The organism is Janthinobacterium sp. RA13, assembly GCF_000745325.1.
GTDB classification, from domain to species: Bacteria; Pseudomonadota; Gammaproteobacteria; order Burkholderiales; family Burkholderiaceae_D; genus Janthinobacterium; species Janthinobacterium rivuli.
Map to the genome: position 1 here is coordinate 1619995 of NZ_JQNP01000001.1, position 15210 is coordinate 1635204.

General features: G+C 65.5%; 9 protein-coding genes. 4 read left to right on the forward strand and 5 right to left on the reverse strand.

Annotated elements, in window-relative coordinates:
- Positions 1 to 51 precede the first annotated feature (51 nt).
- On the reverse strand, positions 52 to 750 hold the full coding sequence (locus tag FG13_RS06990) for a TetR/AcrR family transcriptional regulator (RefSeq protein ID WP_035819629.1): 699 nt from the start codon (positions 748 to 750) through the stop codon (positions 52 to 54).
- Between the two features lie 358 nt (positions 751 to 1108).
- Here FG13_RS06990 and FG13_RS06995 point away from each other — a divergent pair, with 358 nt between their 5' ends.
- Together FG13_RS06995 and FG13_RS07000 are read left to right on the forward strand one after the other, a co-directional pair.
- The gene (locus FG13_RS06995) at positions 1109 to 2023 is read left to right on the forward strand and encodes a lipase family alpha/beta hydrolase (protein WP_035819631.1); all 915 of its coding nucleotides are present in this window, start codon (positions 1109 to 1111) and stop codon (positions 2021 to 2023) included.
- A 10-nt stretch (positions 2024 to 2033) separates the two neighbouring features.
- The gene (locus FG13_RS07000; protein WP_035819633.1) at positions 2034 to 2954 is read left to right on the forward strand and encodes a lipase secretion chaperone; all 921 of its coding nucleotides are present in this window, start codon (positions 2034 to 2036) and stop codon (positions 2952 to 2954) included.
- A gap of 3 nt (positions 2955 to 2957) precedes the next feature.
- Here FG13_RS07000 and FG13_RS07005 read toward each other — a convergent pair whose 3' ends face one another.
- From FG13_RS07005 to FG13_RS07020, 4 genes are all read right to left on the reverse strand, one after another.
- The gene (locus FG13_RS07005; protein ID WP_035819635.1) at positions 2958 to 5735 is read right to left on the reverse strand and encodes an ATP-binding protein; all 2778 of its coding nucleotides are present in this window, start codon (positions 5733 to 5735) and stop codon (positions 2958 to 2960) included.
- Positions 5736 to 5786: 51 nt separating this feature from the next.
- Complete coding sequence (locus FG13_RS07010; protein ID WP_051958692.1) at positions 5787 to 6686, reverse strand: putative bifunctional diguanylate cyclase/phosphodiesterase; 900 nt, start codon at positions 6684 to 6686, stop codon at positions 5787 to 5789.
- Entirely contained in the window at positions 6686 to 8281 is a 1596-nt protein-coding gene (locus FG13_RS31155) for a methyl-accepting chemotaxis protein (RefSeq protein WP_327062284.1), read from the reverse strand. The genes FG13_RS07010 and FG13_RS31155 overlap by 1 nt, the downstream gene beginning before the upstream one ends.
- 331 nt (positions 8282 to 8612) lie before the next feature.
- Positions 8613 to 10382 (reverse strand): methyl-accepting chemotaxis protein, encoded by a 1770-nt coding sequence (locus FG13_RS07020; protein WP_035819637.1) that lies wholly within the window; start codon positions 10380 to 10382, stop codon positions 8613 to 8615.
- A 340-nt stretch (positions 10383 to 10722) separates the two neighbouring features.
- On the opposite strand from FG13_RS07020, the gene FG13_RS07025 reads away from it, so the two are divergent.
- Positions 10723 to 11667, forward strand: coding sequence for a 5'-nucleotidase (locus FG13_RS07025; protein WP_035819639.1), 945 nt, complete (start codon positions 10723 to 10725; stop codon positions 11665 to 11667).
- 87 nt (positions 11668 to 11754) lie between these two features.
- The gene (gene mfd, locus FG13_RS07030; RefSeq protein WP_035819641.1) at positions 11755 to 15198 is read left to right on the forward strand and encodes a transcription-repair coupling factor; all 3444 of its coding nucleotides are present in this window, start codon (positions 11755 to 11757) and stop codon (positions 15196 to 15198) included.
- Positions 15199 to 15210 lie beyond the last annotated feature (12 nt).

Here is a 15210-nt window from a genome sequence, read left to right on the forward strand (position 1 = left end):
GTCGGGTTAGCCGGAACGGCGTAACCCGACAAGCCGCCGTTGGCGGCGTTTTTACGCCGCCTTGACCATGCTCAAATACCCGCGCACCGTACTGACGACGCTGTCGGCGAAATCATCGACATTGACCTTCGCGGCGCGGTACTTCCAGCGTTTCACGTACCAGTCCTGGAACAGGGCCAGGCAGTGTGCGGCCAGCAAGGTGGGATCGCCCTGCGGCTTCGCTTCGATTTCGGCAATGGTGGCGGCGATCAGGGTCTGCACATACAGTTCCGAATTTTTCGCCATGCTGCGCTGCTCCACCTGCAGCACGCGCGAATCCATGAAGACAAAATAAAACCACGGCTGCAGCACTTCGGACAGGTAGATCGACGAGCGTATCATCGCTTCCAGGCGGTCCAGCGGCGACTTCACGTCCACAAACAGCAGCGGCAAGGCTTGCGTGGCGTGGCGCACCACGTCCTCGATCATTTCAGCCAGTTGATCCTTGCTGGTGATGTAGCCATACAGGCCGCCCATCGACAGCCCCGTCTCGCGGCACAAATCGCGCAAGCTCATGGCGCGGAAGCCCACGTCATTGGCCAGGCGGAAGGTGGCGACGAAGATGCGTTCAAGGTTTTCCAGTGCCGGCTTGCGGCGCTTGACGCCGATACGGCCCGCGTGGCGGTCAAGAATATATTCCCAGATATTTTCGCCATTCAAAGGCGTCATCTGCTGAAACTGTTCAAAATTAAAATGGGTCGACAAGTGCATTCCCAAGTAACGGTTATGAGCGGTGTAAATACAGCGCCGGAAAATGGCCCTGCAAGACGGCGGGACTGCGGATTTCGGGGCGATTATAGCTCAGGAAAACAACTATTTGACTTTTCAACTATGCAATGGGCGTATAAGCAACGAGGAATGCGCACAGTTATTGCGCTGCATCATGCAATTCAAATGCTTTTTCCATCCAGCAGTGCTACATTTCAAAAACCGAGCGCTCGCTATATTTAAGACATCAATAGAATGTAAGGCCCGCACGCGGTAATCGCTACAGCTTCGACATTTCCACTTATTTCCACTATTAACCGGTGAGTGATTTGGCCGGTCACAAATACATAACGGAGACAAAATGAAGACTCGCTTCTGGCAACTGCTATCGACCCTGCTGTTTTCCCTCGCCATCCTGCCCGGCAGCGCCAGCGCCGCCGGCTACACGCAGACCAAGTACCCGATCGTGCTCGTGCACGGCCTGTTCGGCTTCGACAAGCTCGGTCCCGTCGAATATTTTTATGGCGTCCCCGCCGCCCTGCGCAGCGGCGGCGCGCAAGTGTATGTGACCACCGTGTCGGGCGCCAACAGCACGGAAGTGCGCGGCGAGCAGCTGCTGTCGCAGGTGCGGCAAATCCTCGCCGCCACGGGCGCGGCCAAGGTCAATCTGATCGGCCATAGCCACGGCGGCCCCACGGCCCGCTATGTCGCTTCCGTGCGCCCCGACCTGGTGGCGTCCGTCACCAGCGTGGCCGGCGTGAACAAGGGCTCCAAGGTGGCCGATATCCTCAGCGGCGCCATTCCCAACACCAGCAATGCGCTGGGCAATGCGCTGGCCTCGCTGATCGGCATTTTGTCCGGCAACAAGGGCTTGCCGCAAAACGCGGGCGCCTCGCTGGCGTCGCTGTCCACGGCCGGCTCGCTGGCGTTCAATAGCCGCCACCCGCAAGGCGTGCCCACCTCGGCCTGCGGCGAAGGCGCCTACCAGGTGCAAGGCGTGCACTATTTTTCGTGGAGCGGCGCGCAGCCGTACACGAACGTGCTCGACGTGGGCGACCCGGCACTGGCGGCCATCAGCCTGGCCTTCGGCGGCGTCAAGAACGATGGCCTGGTCAGCAGCTGCTCCAGCCACCTGGGCAAGGTGATCCGCGACGACTACGCCATGAACCACCTCGATGAAGTCAACCAGTTCGTCGGCATCGTCAATCTGTTCGAGACCAGCCCCGTCACCGTCTTCCGCCAGCAAGCGAACCGCCTGCAAGGCCTGGGACTGTAAGGAGAAGCGCATGCACGCGAAATGGATCATCGGCGGCAGCTTGGCGGCGCTGGCCCTGTACCTGGCGCTGCGCCCCGGTGAACCACCCGCCCCGCCGCCGGAAAAGGCGGAACCGGACCTGTTCGCGTTCGTGCGCTCGATGGAAGGCACGCGGCCCGACGGCAACGTGACGGTGGCCGCCGGCGACAAGCTGGTGGTCGACGCGGAACTGGCCCACCTGTTCGACTACTACCTGGCGGGCCTCGGCGAAAAGCCGCTGGCCGCCATCCGCAGCCAGATCGAGGCGGAACTCGACAAGCGCCTGGCGCCCGCGCCCGCCAGCGAAGCGAAACGCCTGCTGGGCGCTTACCTGGCCTACAAGCAGGCGCTGGCCGGCGCGGAACAGGCCTTGCCGGCGCAAGCCGATGCGGCCCTGGCGGCGCACGCGCGCCTGCAAGCCATGAGGGCCTTGCGCGGCAATTACTTTACGCCCGAGGAAAGCGCGGGCCTGTTCGGCGCCAGCGACGCATATGACGACGACGCCGTGGCGCGCATGGCCATCCTCGGCGACAGCTCGCTCGACGAGGCGCAGCGACAGGCGCAACTGGCCGCGCTGGACCAGAAAATGTCGCCGGCCCAGCGCGCAGCGCGCGACGCGCCGCTGCAGGTGGCGCAGCTGGACGCCTCCGTCAAGGCCTTGCGGGCACAGGGCGGCGGCGAGAATGAAGTCTACCGCCTGCGCGCCAGCACCTTCACGCCGGCGGCGGCGGCGCGCCTGGCGGAGCTGGACCGCGAGGAATCGCAGTGGCAGCAACGCATCATCGCGTACCAGGCTGCCAAGGCACAGCAGGCCAGCCTTCCCGGCGGCGCGCAGGATGCGGCAGCCCTGCAGCAGCTGCGCGACGCCAGTTTCACGCCGGAGGAACAGCGCCGCCTGGGCGCCTACGAATAGCGCTCAAGCCAGCTGCGCCAGCAAAGCCGCCGCCGCCATCACATCCGTCGTCTCGCGTCCCTGACGGTAACCGGCATGCACAGGGGCCAGCACGGCATGCGCGGCGACGGCGCGGCCTTGCGCCTGCAGCACGGCCGCCAGGCTGGTGGCGCAGCGCAGCTCCCAGCCCGGCACCTGCTGGCCCCTGGCCAGCTGCAGCGCTTCTTCCAGCTGCACCCGCACCGCTTCCAGGCCGGCCGCATCGTCGTGCGCCAGCGCGCGCCAGCGGTGGTGCGCGTCGCGGCGCAGCACTTCCGGCGCGCTCCACGGCGCCAGGCCCATGCGCGCGCGCCGCAGCGCCTGGCTATCGGCGGCCGCGTCGTGCAGGGTGGCCATCAGATCGACCTGTATCGGCCAGCTGCGCACCGACGGCCAGGGGAACTGTGTCAGCGCCTCGCCCCCGTCGAGCAGGCGCTGGTAGGCAGCGCCCCAGGCGCTCCAGTACAGCAAGCCATAGCGGGCCGCGTGCTCGCACAGCAGGCAAATCCACGCATGCGCCAGTTCCCGCTGCCCGCACCACAGGGCGACGGGAATGGCATTGATGGCCAGCGCCACGCACAGCGTGACGCCATTGTGCTCGAAGCCCACCGTCACCGCCTCGCGCGCCAGCGCCAGTGCGTCGTCGGGGCGGCCCTGCATCCACAGGCAGCGCGCCAGCGTGCCGCGCAGGCACACCTGGTGATCGGCCAGCAAGGCATTGTTGAAGCCGAGCTGCGCGGCGCCCTCGGGATGCGCGAGCACCATGCGCGCCAGCGCCGCCGACTGCGCGTAGCGTCCCTGCACATACTCGCCCACGGAACGCATGCGCGCCAGCACCAGGCGCATCGCCGTGTCATCGCGCGTGTCGCACAGGATGGCCAGCTCGGTGACGTAACTGTCGGCGCGCTGGAAGTCGGCCAGCTTCAGGCTGCAGATCCACATGCCGCAGATCGCTTCGGCACGGCGGCTGCCATCGTCCGTGCGCATGGCCAGCGCATAGCCGCGCTGGAACGAACGCAGCATGGTGCCGGTGATGCCCTGCGTATGCAGCAACAGGTGCGCCTGCGAGGCATGCAGCTGCATCTCGCTGTCGGGGTCGTCCACGGCATGCGCGGCCATGCGCTCGAGCGCCCGCTCGACGCGCACGCGGTATTCATCCATCAGCGACAGCTGATAGAACAGGGTTTGCGCGGCCAGGGTCAGCGCCACGCCCAGCGCCACGTCGCCCTCCTCGCCGAAGGCCCAGTCGATGGCGGCGCGCAGGTCGTCGACATGGCGGCCGTAGCGCGCGCTCCATTGGGCCGGCGGCATGCTTGCCCAGTCGGCGGCGATGCGCCCGGCCAGGCCCAGGCAATGGCGCGCATGGCGCAGCAGCACGGCGCCCGCATCCCCGCCCGCCGACAACTGCGCGCCAGCATACGCGCGCGTGGTGTCGAGCAACCGGTAATACACATGCTGGCGGCAAAACTCGATGCTGACGAGGGACTTGGCCGCCAGGTCCGCCAGCGTGTCGAACACGTCGCAGCCCGCCACGGCGCTGGCCGACTCGAGGCGGAAGCGGCTCTTGAACACACTCAGCGCCTGCAGCACCTGGCGCTCTTGCGCGTCGAGCAGGCCATAGCTCCAGTCCAGGGTGGCGCGCAAGGTCTGGTGGCGCAAGGGCATGTTGCGCGCGCCGCGCGTGAGCAGGCGAAAGCGGTCATCGAGCTGGCGGCGCAATTCGTGCAGGCCGAAATGGCCGATGCGCCCGGCCGCCAGCTCCAGCGCCAGCGGGATGCCGTCGAGGCGCCGGCAAATGTCGACCACCACGGGCACGTCGGCGTCAGCCAGCACGAAGGCATCGTCGACGGCCGCGCAGCGTTCGCAAAACAGCTGCACCGCGGCGAAATGCCGGAGCGCCGCCGCATCGGACACGGCGTCGGCCGGCGGCAATTCCAGCGCGGGCAGGCGCTGCAGCTGTTCGCTGCTGAGGCGCAGCGGCTCGCGGCTGGTGGCCAGCAGGTGCAGCAACGGCGCGCCCTTGAGCAAGGCGTCGGCCAGCGTGGCGGCCGCGCCGATCACGTGTTCGCAGTTATCGAGCACGAGCAGCATGTGGCGCGGGCGCAGATAGGCCAGCAGGACTGGCATGGCGTCGCCGGCCGGCACCGCCACGCCCAGCGCCGTGGCCAGCGCCAGCGGCACCAGGCGGTCCTCGTCCAGCGGCGACAGGTCGACGAAACACACGCCGTCGGCATAGCGGCGCAGCACGCGCGTGGCCAGGCCGACGGCCAGCGTGGTCTTGCCGATGCCGCCCGGACCGGCAATGCACAGCAGGCGCAATTGCAGCAGCTGGTTGGCCATCGTTTGCAGCACCTCGGCGCGGCCCAGCATGCGCGTCAGCATGACGGGCAGATTGTGGCGCGGCTCGGCGCCAGCCGCACCGGATGCCGGACGGCCCGTGTGCGCCAGCGGCGCCAGGAAGCCGTAGCCGCGACCGGGGATGGTGGTGATGTAGCGCTGGCCGTCGCGGCCATCACCGAGCGCCTTGCGCAGCGCCGCCAGATGCACGCGCAAGGTCGCGTCGTCGACCACGGCATTGGGCCAGACGATGGCCACCAGTTCATGCTTGTCGACGATGTCGCCAGCGCGCTCCAGCAGGGCCAGCAGCAAGTCCATGGCCCTGCTGCCCAGGCGCAGCGCGCGGTCGCCCTCGAACAGCAGGCGCTCCAGCGGCAAAAGGCGAAACGGGCCAAAGACATAGGCCGGGACGGGACTGTTTATCATTCTTGCGTGGGGGAGTAGGTGTTAAAGCACGCGGCTTGCAGTGGCCATATTCTACTGAGCATCCGCGCCATGCCGCATGGCGCCATGTTTCGACACTGTTACAAGGCCGGCGGACAGCAGCGCGGCCACCTCGTCCGCAGGCGCCGGGCGGTGCAGATAAAAGCCCTGCACCTGCGGGCAGCCCAGCCGCCGCAGCTGCGCCAATTGCTCACCGTTTTCCACGCCCTCGGCCAGCGCCTGCAAGCCCAGGCCGCGCGCCAGCGCCAGGGTCGAGGCGACGATGACGGCGTCGCGGCCACCGCTGCCACTGCTGCCCAGGTCGTGGATGAAGGAACGGTCGATCTTGATGGTATGAATCGGCAGCAGCCTGACATGGCTCAAGCCCGAATGGCCGGTGCCGTAATCGTCGAGTGAAATGGCCAGGCCCAGCGCGCGCAGCTGGCGCAATCCCTGCGCCGCCTGCGCCATGTCGTCGATGCAGCAGCTTTCCGTCACTTCCAGCTCCAGCAGGCAGGCGGGAATGGCGTGGCGCCGCAGGCAGCCCAACACGAAATCGGGTAACTGCGCCGGCAACTGCGGCTGGCACAGCTGGCGCGCCGAGATATTCACCGCGACCGGCACCAAAGGCAGGCCCTGCGCGCGCCACTGCGCCAGCTGGCGGCAGGCCGCATCGATGCCCCAGTTGCCCAGCGCGGCGATGGCGCCAGTCTGCTCGGCCAGGCCGATGAATTCGTTCGGATAGACCAGGCCGTGGCGCGGATGGTTCCAGCGCAGCAGCGCTTCGAGGCCGACCAGACGCAATTGCGCCGTATCGAACTTGCCCTGGTAGTGAAAGCAGAATTCGCCGCAGGCGATGGCGCTGTCCAGGCGCCGCTGCAACTCCCGGCTGCGCGCCGGCGCCCGGCACAGCCGCGCCAGCGCGACCTGCCAGAAGCTTGCCAGGCGCGCCACTAGGCCGGCAGGCGCGGCACGGCAGACGCAGGGCGGCCCGCCAGAACCGCCGGCCCCTGGCGCAGGCGAAACACGCTGACCACCTGCAGCAGCTTCGCCGCCTCGCCCTCCAGCGATTGCGATGCGGCCGCCGCCTCTTCCACCAGGGCGGCGTTTTGCTGCGTCACTTCGTCCATCTGCAGCACCGCCTGGCTGACCTGGCCGATGCCCGTGCTTTGCTCGGCGCTGGCGGCCGTGATGTCGGCCACCATCTGGCTCACGCGCCCCACGGCCGCCACCACGTCCTGCATCGTGGCGCCGGCCTGCGCCACGAGGGCCGCGCCGGCGTCCACCTGCTGCGTGGAATTGGCGATCAGGGCGCGGATATCGCGCGCCGCCGCCGCGCTGCGCTGCGCCAGATTGCGCACTTCCGTCGCCACGACGGCAAAGCCGCGCCCCTGCTCGCCGGCACGCGCCGCCTCGACGGCCGCGTTCAGGGCCAGGATATTCGTCTGGAAGGCCAGCATGTCGATCACGCCGATGATGTCGGCGATCTGCGCCGAGGACGCGCTGATGGCGTCCATCGTATGGATCACCTGCCCCACGGCTTGCCCGCCGGCGCCGGCGATGTTCGCCGCCTCGACGGCCAGCACGCTGGCATGGCGGGCATTGTCCGCGTTCTGCTGCACCGTGGAACTGAGTTCTTCCATGGCCGACGCCGTCTGTTCCAGCGAGCTGGCCTGCTCCTCGGTACGCGACGACAGGTCGATATTGCCGGCCGCGATCTGCGACGACGCCGTGGCGATGGTGTCGGTGCCGCCGCGCACCTGCTGCACAATGTCGAGCAGGTTGCCGTTCATGATGCACAGCGCGTCGAGCAGCTTGCCCGTTTCATCGCCGGCGTGGCGGCCGAAGGTCGACGTCAGGTCGCCGGCGGCCACGGTCTGCGCCACCGTCAGGGCATGGCGCAGCGGATTGACGATGCTGCGCGTGACCAGCCAGGCGGTGACGAGCGAAAAGAGCACGGCCAGCGCGCTCAGCGCCAGCATCATGTTGCGCGCCGTGACGTATTCATGGCGCACCTGGGCGCCCGCCTGCTCCATCAGCTCATGCTGGTGCGCGATGAGGCTTTCCAGCGCCGCCATGTAGCGCAGCTGCTCGCCGCGCACGGTGCCGAGCAGCAAAGTCGTCGCTTCGTCGCGCGCGCCCTCTTCCAGCAGGGCCAGCACCTTGTCGCGCCCGGCGTTGAACGCGGCGCGCGCCTGCGTCACGGCCGCCATCTGCTGGCGGCCCTGCGGCGACAGCACCACTTTGTCCAGCTGCGCCAGGCCCTGTTCCGTTTCGCCGCCCGCCCTGGCGATGGTGGCGCGTTCCTGCGCCAGCTGCCGCGGCTCCGTCATCAGGAGCAGGTTGCGCGAGGAGCGCGCGATGATGTTGACATTCTTGATGATGTCGTTGGCCAGCACGGTTTTCGGATATTTGTCGTCGATCACGTCGCGCATGCGCAGTTCCAGGCTGGACAGGCGCAGCATGCCCAGCATGGCGGTCGCCAGCAGCAGCAAGGTCAACAACGCAAAGGAGCAGCGCAGGCGCGTGCCGATTTTCATATTTGCCATCTTTATTCGCATCCTTCAGTGTGGTGCATCGGTCATCGCGCCGGGCTCGCATGCAAGGCTGACGGCAATGGCTGCCGCCTGCCAGGTATGGCTGGACGCAGCAGGCGGAGGGGTCAGCCGGGATGTGGCCGAGGCGGGAACAAGGGTGGTACGGCAGGCAGTGTGAGTTATCTCACAAGCAATGTCGCGTTAAGTTTTGCAAAGATTTGCTTAGATGGCAAAACAGCTATTTTTATAACGCTGTTTTTTTAGTAAGTAGTAACCGCAGTGCACAGGCAAAACGGCCGCACAAGGCGGCCGTCCGTTAGCGCATGCTGGCGCCGTCAATCGATCAGAACACTTCCCACTCGTCGTCGCGCGGCGCGCTCTGGCGCTGGGACGGCACGGCGTGCAAGGCCGGGCGGCCTGCGGCGGGGCGCGATGCAGCCCCCGGCGCCGGACGCTTCAGCGCGGCGTTGGCCACCACGGCGCGCGGCGCGGCCGGCTTGGCGTTCGCGCGCGCGGCAGGCGCCTGGGCGCCATCGAGCTTGAAGACGCTGACCACGTCGGCCAGCTGGCCCGATTGCTCCTGCAGGGATTCGGCAGCGGCCGCCGCCTCTTCCACCAGGGCCGCGTTTTGCTGCGTCACCTGGTCCATCTGGCCGATGGCCTGGTTGATCTGGTCGATGCCCGAGCTTTGCTCCTGCGTGGCCAGGCTGATTTCCGCCATGATGTCCGTCACGCGCTGCACGCTGGAGACGATTTCGGCCATCGTGCTGCCCGCCTCGGCCACCAGCTTGCTGCCCGCGTCGACGGCCACGACGGAGTCGCCGATCAGGGTCTTGATTTCCTTCGCTGCCGCCGCCGAACGTTGCGCCAGGTTGCGCACTTCCGTCGCCACGACGGCGAAACCGCGCCCCTGCTCGCCCGCGCGCGCCGCTTCCACTGCCGCATTCAAGGCCAGGATATTCGTCTGGAAGGCGATGCCGTCGATGACGGAAATGATGTCGACGATCTTGCGCGACGAGTCGTTGATGGCGTCCATGGTCTCGACCACCTTGCCCACCACGGCGCCGCCCTTGACGGCCACGCCCGAGGCGCTCAGCGCCAGCTGGTTCGCCTGCTGGGCATTGTCGGCATTCTGCCGCACGGTGGACGTCAGCTCTTCCATCGACGACGCCGTCTCTTCCAGCGAACTGGCTTGCTCTTCCGTGCGCGAGGACAGGTCCAGGTTGCCGCTGGCAATTTCCGACGAGGCAGTGGCGATGGTTTCCGTGCCGCTGCGCACCTGGCCGACGATGCTGACCAGGCTGGAATTCATGTCTTTCAGCGCCTGCAGCAGCTGGCCCGTTTCTTCCGTCGTGTGCACCTCGATATTGCTCGTCAGGTCGCCCGAGGCCACCGTTTGCGCCACTTTCACGGCCGAATTGATCGGCTGCGTGATGGCGCGCGTGATGTAAGCGGCGCAGCCGATGCCCAGCGCGGAAGCCAGCAAGCCGAGGATGACCATCAGGCTTTCCGAGCGGATCACGGCCGCGCTGCCGTCCTTGACGCTGGCATCGGCCACGCCGTTATTGAGCTTGATGATGTCGTTGAGCGTGCCTTCGGCCTTGCCGAACAGCGCGCGCGAATCCTGATACTGCTTGTAGAAAGTCACGAACAACTCTTTCTGCCGCGGCTCGTCGCGGTTGTCGGCCAGCTGGCGCAAGATGGCGCGCACCTTGTCGTCATCGCCCTTCCAGGCCGCCCACTCGCCCTGGAAGCGCTGCCACAGCGCGGCTTCCTCTGGCGTTTGCGGCAGCGGCTCGTACAGCTTGCGGCCCGCCTCGATATTGTTCCAGGCCTTGGTGCGCAGCTGCAGCGCTTCCGCGAACTTGTCCTGTGCCTGGTAATTGTTTTCATAGATGGCGGCCGTCAGGGTGGCGGCGGCGACGGCCGTCTGGCCTTCGCTGATCATCATCAAGCCCTGGATCGACGGCAGGCGCACCACGCCGATTTCATTGACGGCGCGGCCCACGGTGGCGATGCCCGTGTAGCCGCTGATGCCCACCACCAGCAAGGCCGCCATCATCACGGCAACGAGCGTCGCCAACTTCCATTTGATCAGTAAATTCTTAAACATGGCGAGATCCTTTATAAAGTCACGAAGACTGCTGGCGAAGGCGGGGCTGGCATGTTCGAGTAAAACAGCTGACACTTGTATAAAGGTGGCGGGGATGGGGCGTACGCTTCGTTACAATTGGCGAGATTTTATAATAGGAAGCATAGTGGAAAACGGGGACGCTGGCTGTCAAATACTTGATACAAAACAAGATTTATTTCTTTACTGTGGCGTGTATTGCACAGCGGTCAAAAAAATTGACAGAGTGCGCCGCTTTGGTGCAAAAAATCCCGCTGCGCCGCTATTGGCTACGCAGTTGATAGTCGTACAAGATGAGCAACAAGCAAACAACAGGCAGACCATGGCTTATCCTATCGAACACAAACTGGTGATCGGGGTCGCTTCCAGCGCCCTGTTCGACCTGGCCGAATCGCACCAGGTCTACCTCGACAACGGTCCCGAGGAATACCGCAAATACCAGGAAACGCATATCGACACGGTCTTGCCGCGCGGCGTGGCCTTTCCCTTCATCCGCCGCTTCCTGAACATCAACAAGCATTATCCGCGCCAGTCGCCCGTGGAAGTGGTGCTGTTTTCGCGCAATTCGCCGGAAACGGGCTTGCGCGTGATGCACAGCATCGCCCACTACGGCCTCGATATTTCGCGCGCCGCCTTCATGACGGGCAAGTCGCCCTACCCCTACCTGCCCGCCTTCAACGCCTCGCTCTTCCTCAGCGCGAATGAAGACGACGTGCGCAGCGCCCTGGCCTGCGACTATCCGGCCGGCCTGGTGCTGCCGTCGCGCACGGAAGACGACGAGAACGACGAAGAACTGCGCGTGGCCTTCGATTTCGACGGCGTGATCGCCGACGACGAAGCGGAAACCGTCTTCAAGCGCAACAACGACGTCGATGAATTCCACGCCCATGAAACCCTGAACGTGGGCACGCCGCACCGCCCGGGACCGCTGGCCGGCTTGTTCCAGAAGCTGGCCACCATGCAGCGCCTGGAGGAAAGGGCCCAGCGGCGCGACCCCGGCTATAAAAAGATCCTGCGCATCGCCATCATCACGGCGCGCAACGCGCCTTCGCACGAACGGGTCGTGACGACCCTGAAAAGCTGGGGCGTGGCGGCCGACGAAACGTTTTTCCTCGGCGGCATGGACAAATCGCGCGTGCTGGCCGTGTTCAAGCCGCATATCTTCTTCGACGACCAGCTGAGCCACCTCAAATCGGCGGGGGGAACGATACCCATGGTGCACGTCCCCTTCGGGATTGCGAATATCCGCGCGGGCGATGGTCTATAATCTCGCCTGTCAGCGCCGTCACTGGCGGCGCTGCGCGCACCACAGCTGTCCCATTCAACTGCCTCTGCCACTAGTGTCATCGCCTGCATGTCCTTAGACTTAACAAAAGCCCTCCCCAAGCCCGGCAACCGCTATGCGCTGCCCGCCCTGTATGGTTCATCCGACGCCTATGCCCTGGCGCTGGCCGCACTGGAATTGAAAGCGCGGGGCCAGATGCTGGCCGTGGTGGTGGCGCAGGCCAGCGACGGCCAGCGCCTGCTCGATGAAATCCCTTGGTTTGGCGGCAAGGACCTGCGCTGCCATTTGCTGCCGGACTGGGAAACGCTGCCCTACGACGCGTTTTCGCCGCACCAGGATCTGGTCTCCGAGCGCCTGGCCACCCTGCACGAAATCCAGACGCGCCAGTGCGACGTGCTGATCGTGCCGGCCACCACGGCGCTGGTGCGCCTGGCGCCGCCGTCCTTTTTGGCCGCCTACACCTTCTTCTTCAAGAAGGGCGAAAAACTCGACGAAGCACGATTGAAGTCGCAGCTGACCCTGGCCGGCTACAGCCATGTCTCGCAAGTGATGTCGCCCGGCGAATACTCGGTGCGCGGCGGCCTGCTCGACCTGTTCCCCATGGGTTCGGCCCTGCCCTACCGGCTCGACCTGTTCGGCGACACCATCGAAACCATCCGCACGTTCGATGCCGACACCCAGCGCTCGCTGTATCCCGTGCATGAAGTGCGGCTGCTGCCGGGGCGCGAATTTCCCATGGATGAAGCGGCCCGTACCACCTTCCGCAACCGCTGGCGCGAACAGTTCGAAGGCGATCCATCGCGCTCGGTGGTCTACAAGGACATCAGCAGCGGCATCGCCTCGGCCGGCATCGAATATTATCTGCCCCTGTTTTTTGTACAAACGGCCACCTTGTTCGACTATCTGCCGCCCGACGCCTCGCTGGCCCTGGTGGGCGAGATCGATGCGGCCATCGGCCGCTTCTGGACCGATACCCAGTCGCGCTACCGCTTTTTAAAAGCGGACCGCGAACGTCCGATTTTGCCGCCCGATTCGCTGTTCCTGTCCGACGAACAGTTTTTCGGCCTGGCCAAGCCGTACCCGCGCCTGGCGATTGCGAAGTCGAACGATGCGCTGGCGTCCGAACTGTCGGCGCCCGTGCCGAACATCGCCGTCAACCGCCGCGCCGACGACCCGCTGGCCAACCTGCGCAGCTACCTGCTGCAAGCGGGCCGCCGCGTGATGATCTGCGCCGAATCGAACGGCCGCCGCGAAACCTTGCAGCAGTACTTCACCGAATACGATCTGCACCTGACGCCGGTGGAGGGCAGCGACGGCTTCCTGCAGTCCGACGCCAAGCTGATGCTGGGCGTGGCGCCGCTGCATGCGGGCTTTGAATTGTTCACGCCCGAGGGCAACCTGGCCTTCATTACGGAGACGGAGCTGTATGCCGGTTCCGGCCGCCGGGTCGGCACCAAGAAGCAGGAAGGCGTGACGCAGGTCGAATCGATGGTGCGCGACCTGTCGGAGCTGAAGATCGGCGACCCCGTCGTGCACATCAACCACGGCATCGGGCGCTACATGGGCCTGACCAGCATGGACCTGGGCGAAGGCGAAACGGAGTTCCTGCACCTCGAATACGCGAAAGACACGAAACTGTACGTGCCCGTGTCGCAGCTGCACGTCATTTCCCGCTATTCGGGCGCTTCGCCGGAAGACGCGCCGCTGCATTCGCTCGGCTCGGGACAGTGGGAAAAAGCGAAAAAGCGCGCCGCCGAACAGGTGCGCGACACGGCCGCCGAGCTGCTCAACCTGTATGCGCGGCGCGCCCTGCGGCAGGGCCATTCGTTCGAATTCTCGTCGCACGACTACCAGCGCTTCGCCGACAGCTTCGGCTTCGACGAAACGCCGGACCAGGCCGAGGCCATCCACAACGTCATCAAGGACATGACTTCCGGCAAACCGATGGACCGCCTCGTCTGCGGCGACGTCGGCTTCGGCAAGACGGAAGTGGCCTTGCGCGCGGCCTTCATCGCCGTCATGGGCGGCAAGCAGGTGGCCATCCTGGCGCCCACCACCCTGCTGGCCGAGCAGCATGCGCAAACCTTCGCCGACCGCTTCGCCGACTGGCCCGTACGCATCGCAGAACTGTCGCGCTTCCGCAGCGGCAAGGAAATCACGCAGGCGTTCAAGGGCATGGCCGACGGCACCATCGACATCGTCATCGGCACGCACAAGCTGCTGTCCGACGACGTGAAGTTTACGCGCCTGGGCCTCGTCATCATCGACGAGGAACACAGGTTCGGCGTGCGCCAGAAGGAAGCGCTGAAAGCGCTGCGCGCGGAAGTGGACGTGCTGACCCTGACGGCCACGCCGATTCCCCGCACCCTGGGCATGGCCCTGGAAGGCTTGCGCGACTTTTCCATCATCGCCACGGCGCCGCAAAAGCGCCTGGCCATCAAGACGTTCGTGCGCAGCGAAGGCGAAGCCATCATCCGCGAAGCGTGCTTGCGCGAACTCAAACGGGGCGGCCAGATCTACTTCCTGCACAACGAGGTGGAAACCATCCAGAACCGCCTGGCCATGCTGACGGAACTGCTGCCCGAGGCGCGCATCGCCGTGGCGCACGGCCAGATGCACGAGCGCGACCTGGAAAAGGTCATGCGCGACTTCGTCGCCCAGCGCTTTAATATTTTGCTGTGCACGACCATCATTGAAACGGGCATCGACGTGCCGACGGCGAACACCATCATCATGCACCGCGCCGACAAGTTCGGCCTGGCGCAGCTGCACCAGTTGCGCGGCCGCGTCGGACGCTCGCATCACCAGGCCTACGCCTATTTGCTGGTGCACGACGTGCAGGGTCTGACGAAACTGGCGCAGCGCCGCCTGGACGCCATCCAGCAGATGGAAGAACTGGGCAGCGGCTTTTACCTGGCCATGCACGACCTGGAAATCCGCGGCGCCGGCGAGGTGCTGGGCGAGAGCCAGTCGGGCGAGATGACGGAAATCGGCTTCCAGCTGTATTCGGACATGCTCAACGAAGCCGTGCGCTCGCTGAAAGCCGGCAAGGAGCCGGACCTGGCCGCGCCGCTGGCCTCGACCACCGAGATCAACCTGCACGTGCCGGCCCTGCTGCCGGCCGACTTCTGCGGCGACGTGCACGAGCGCCTGTCGATCTACAAGCGCCTGGCCAACTGCGCCACGCAAGAGAAGATCGACGATATCCAGGAAGAGCTGATCGACCGCTTCGGCAAGCTGCCCGACGCCGTCAAAGCCCTGGTCGAAACGCACCGGCTGCGCATCGCGGCGAAAACCGTGGGCATCGTCAAGATCGACGTGCATGGCGAGGCGGCCACCCTGCAATTCATGGCCAAGCCTCCCATCGACCCGATGCGCATCATCGACCTGATCCAGAAAAACCGCCATATCAAGCTGCATGGCCAGGACAAGCTGAAAATCACGGCCGCCATGCCGGACCTGGCCGCGCGCGTGACACAGATCAAGACCACCATCAAGCAATTGACGGTGTAGACCATTTCGATA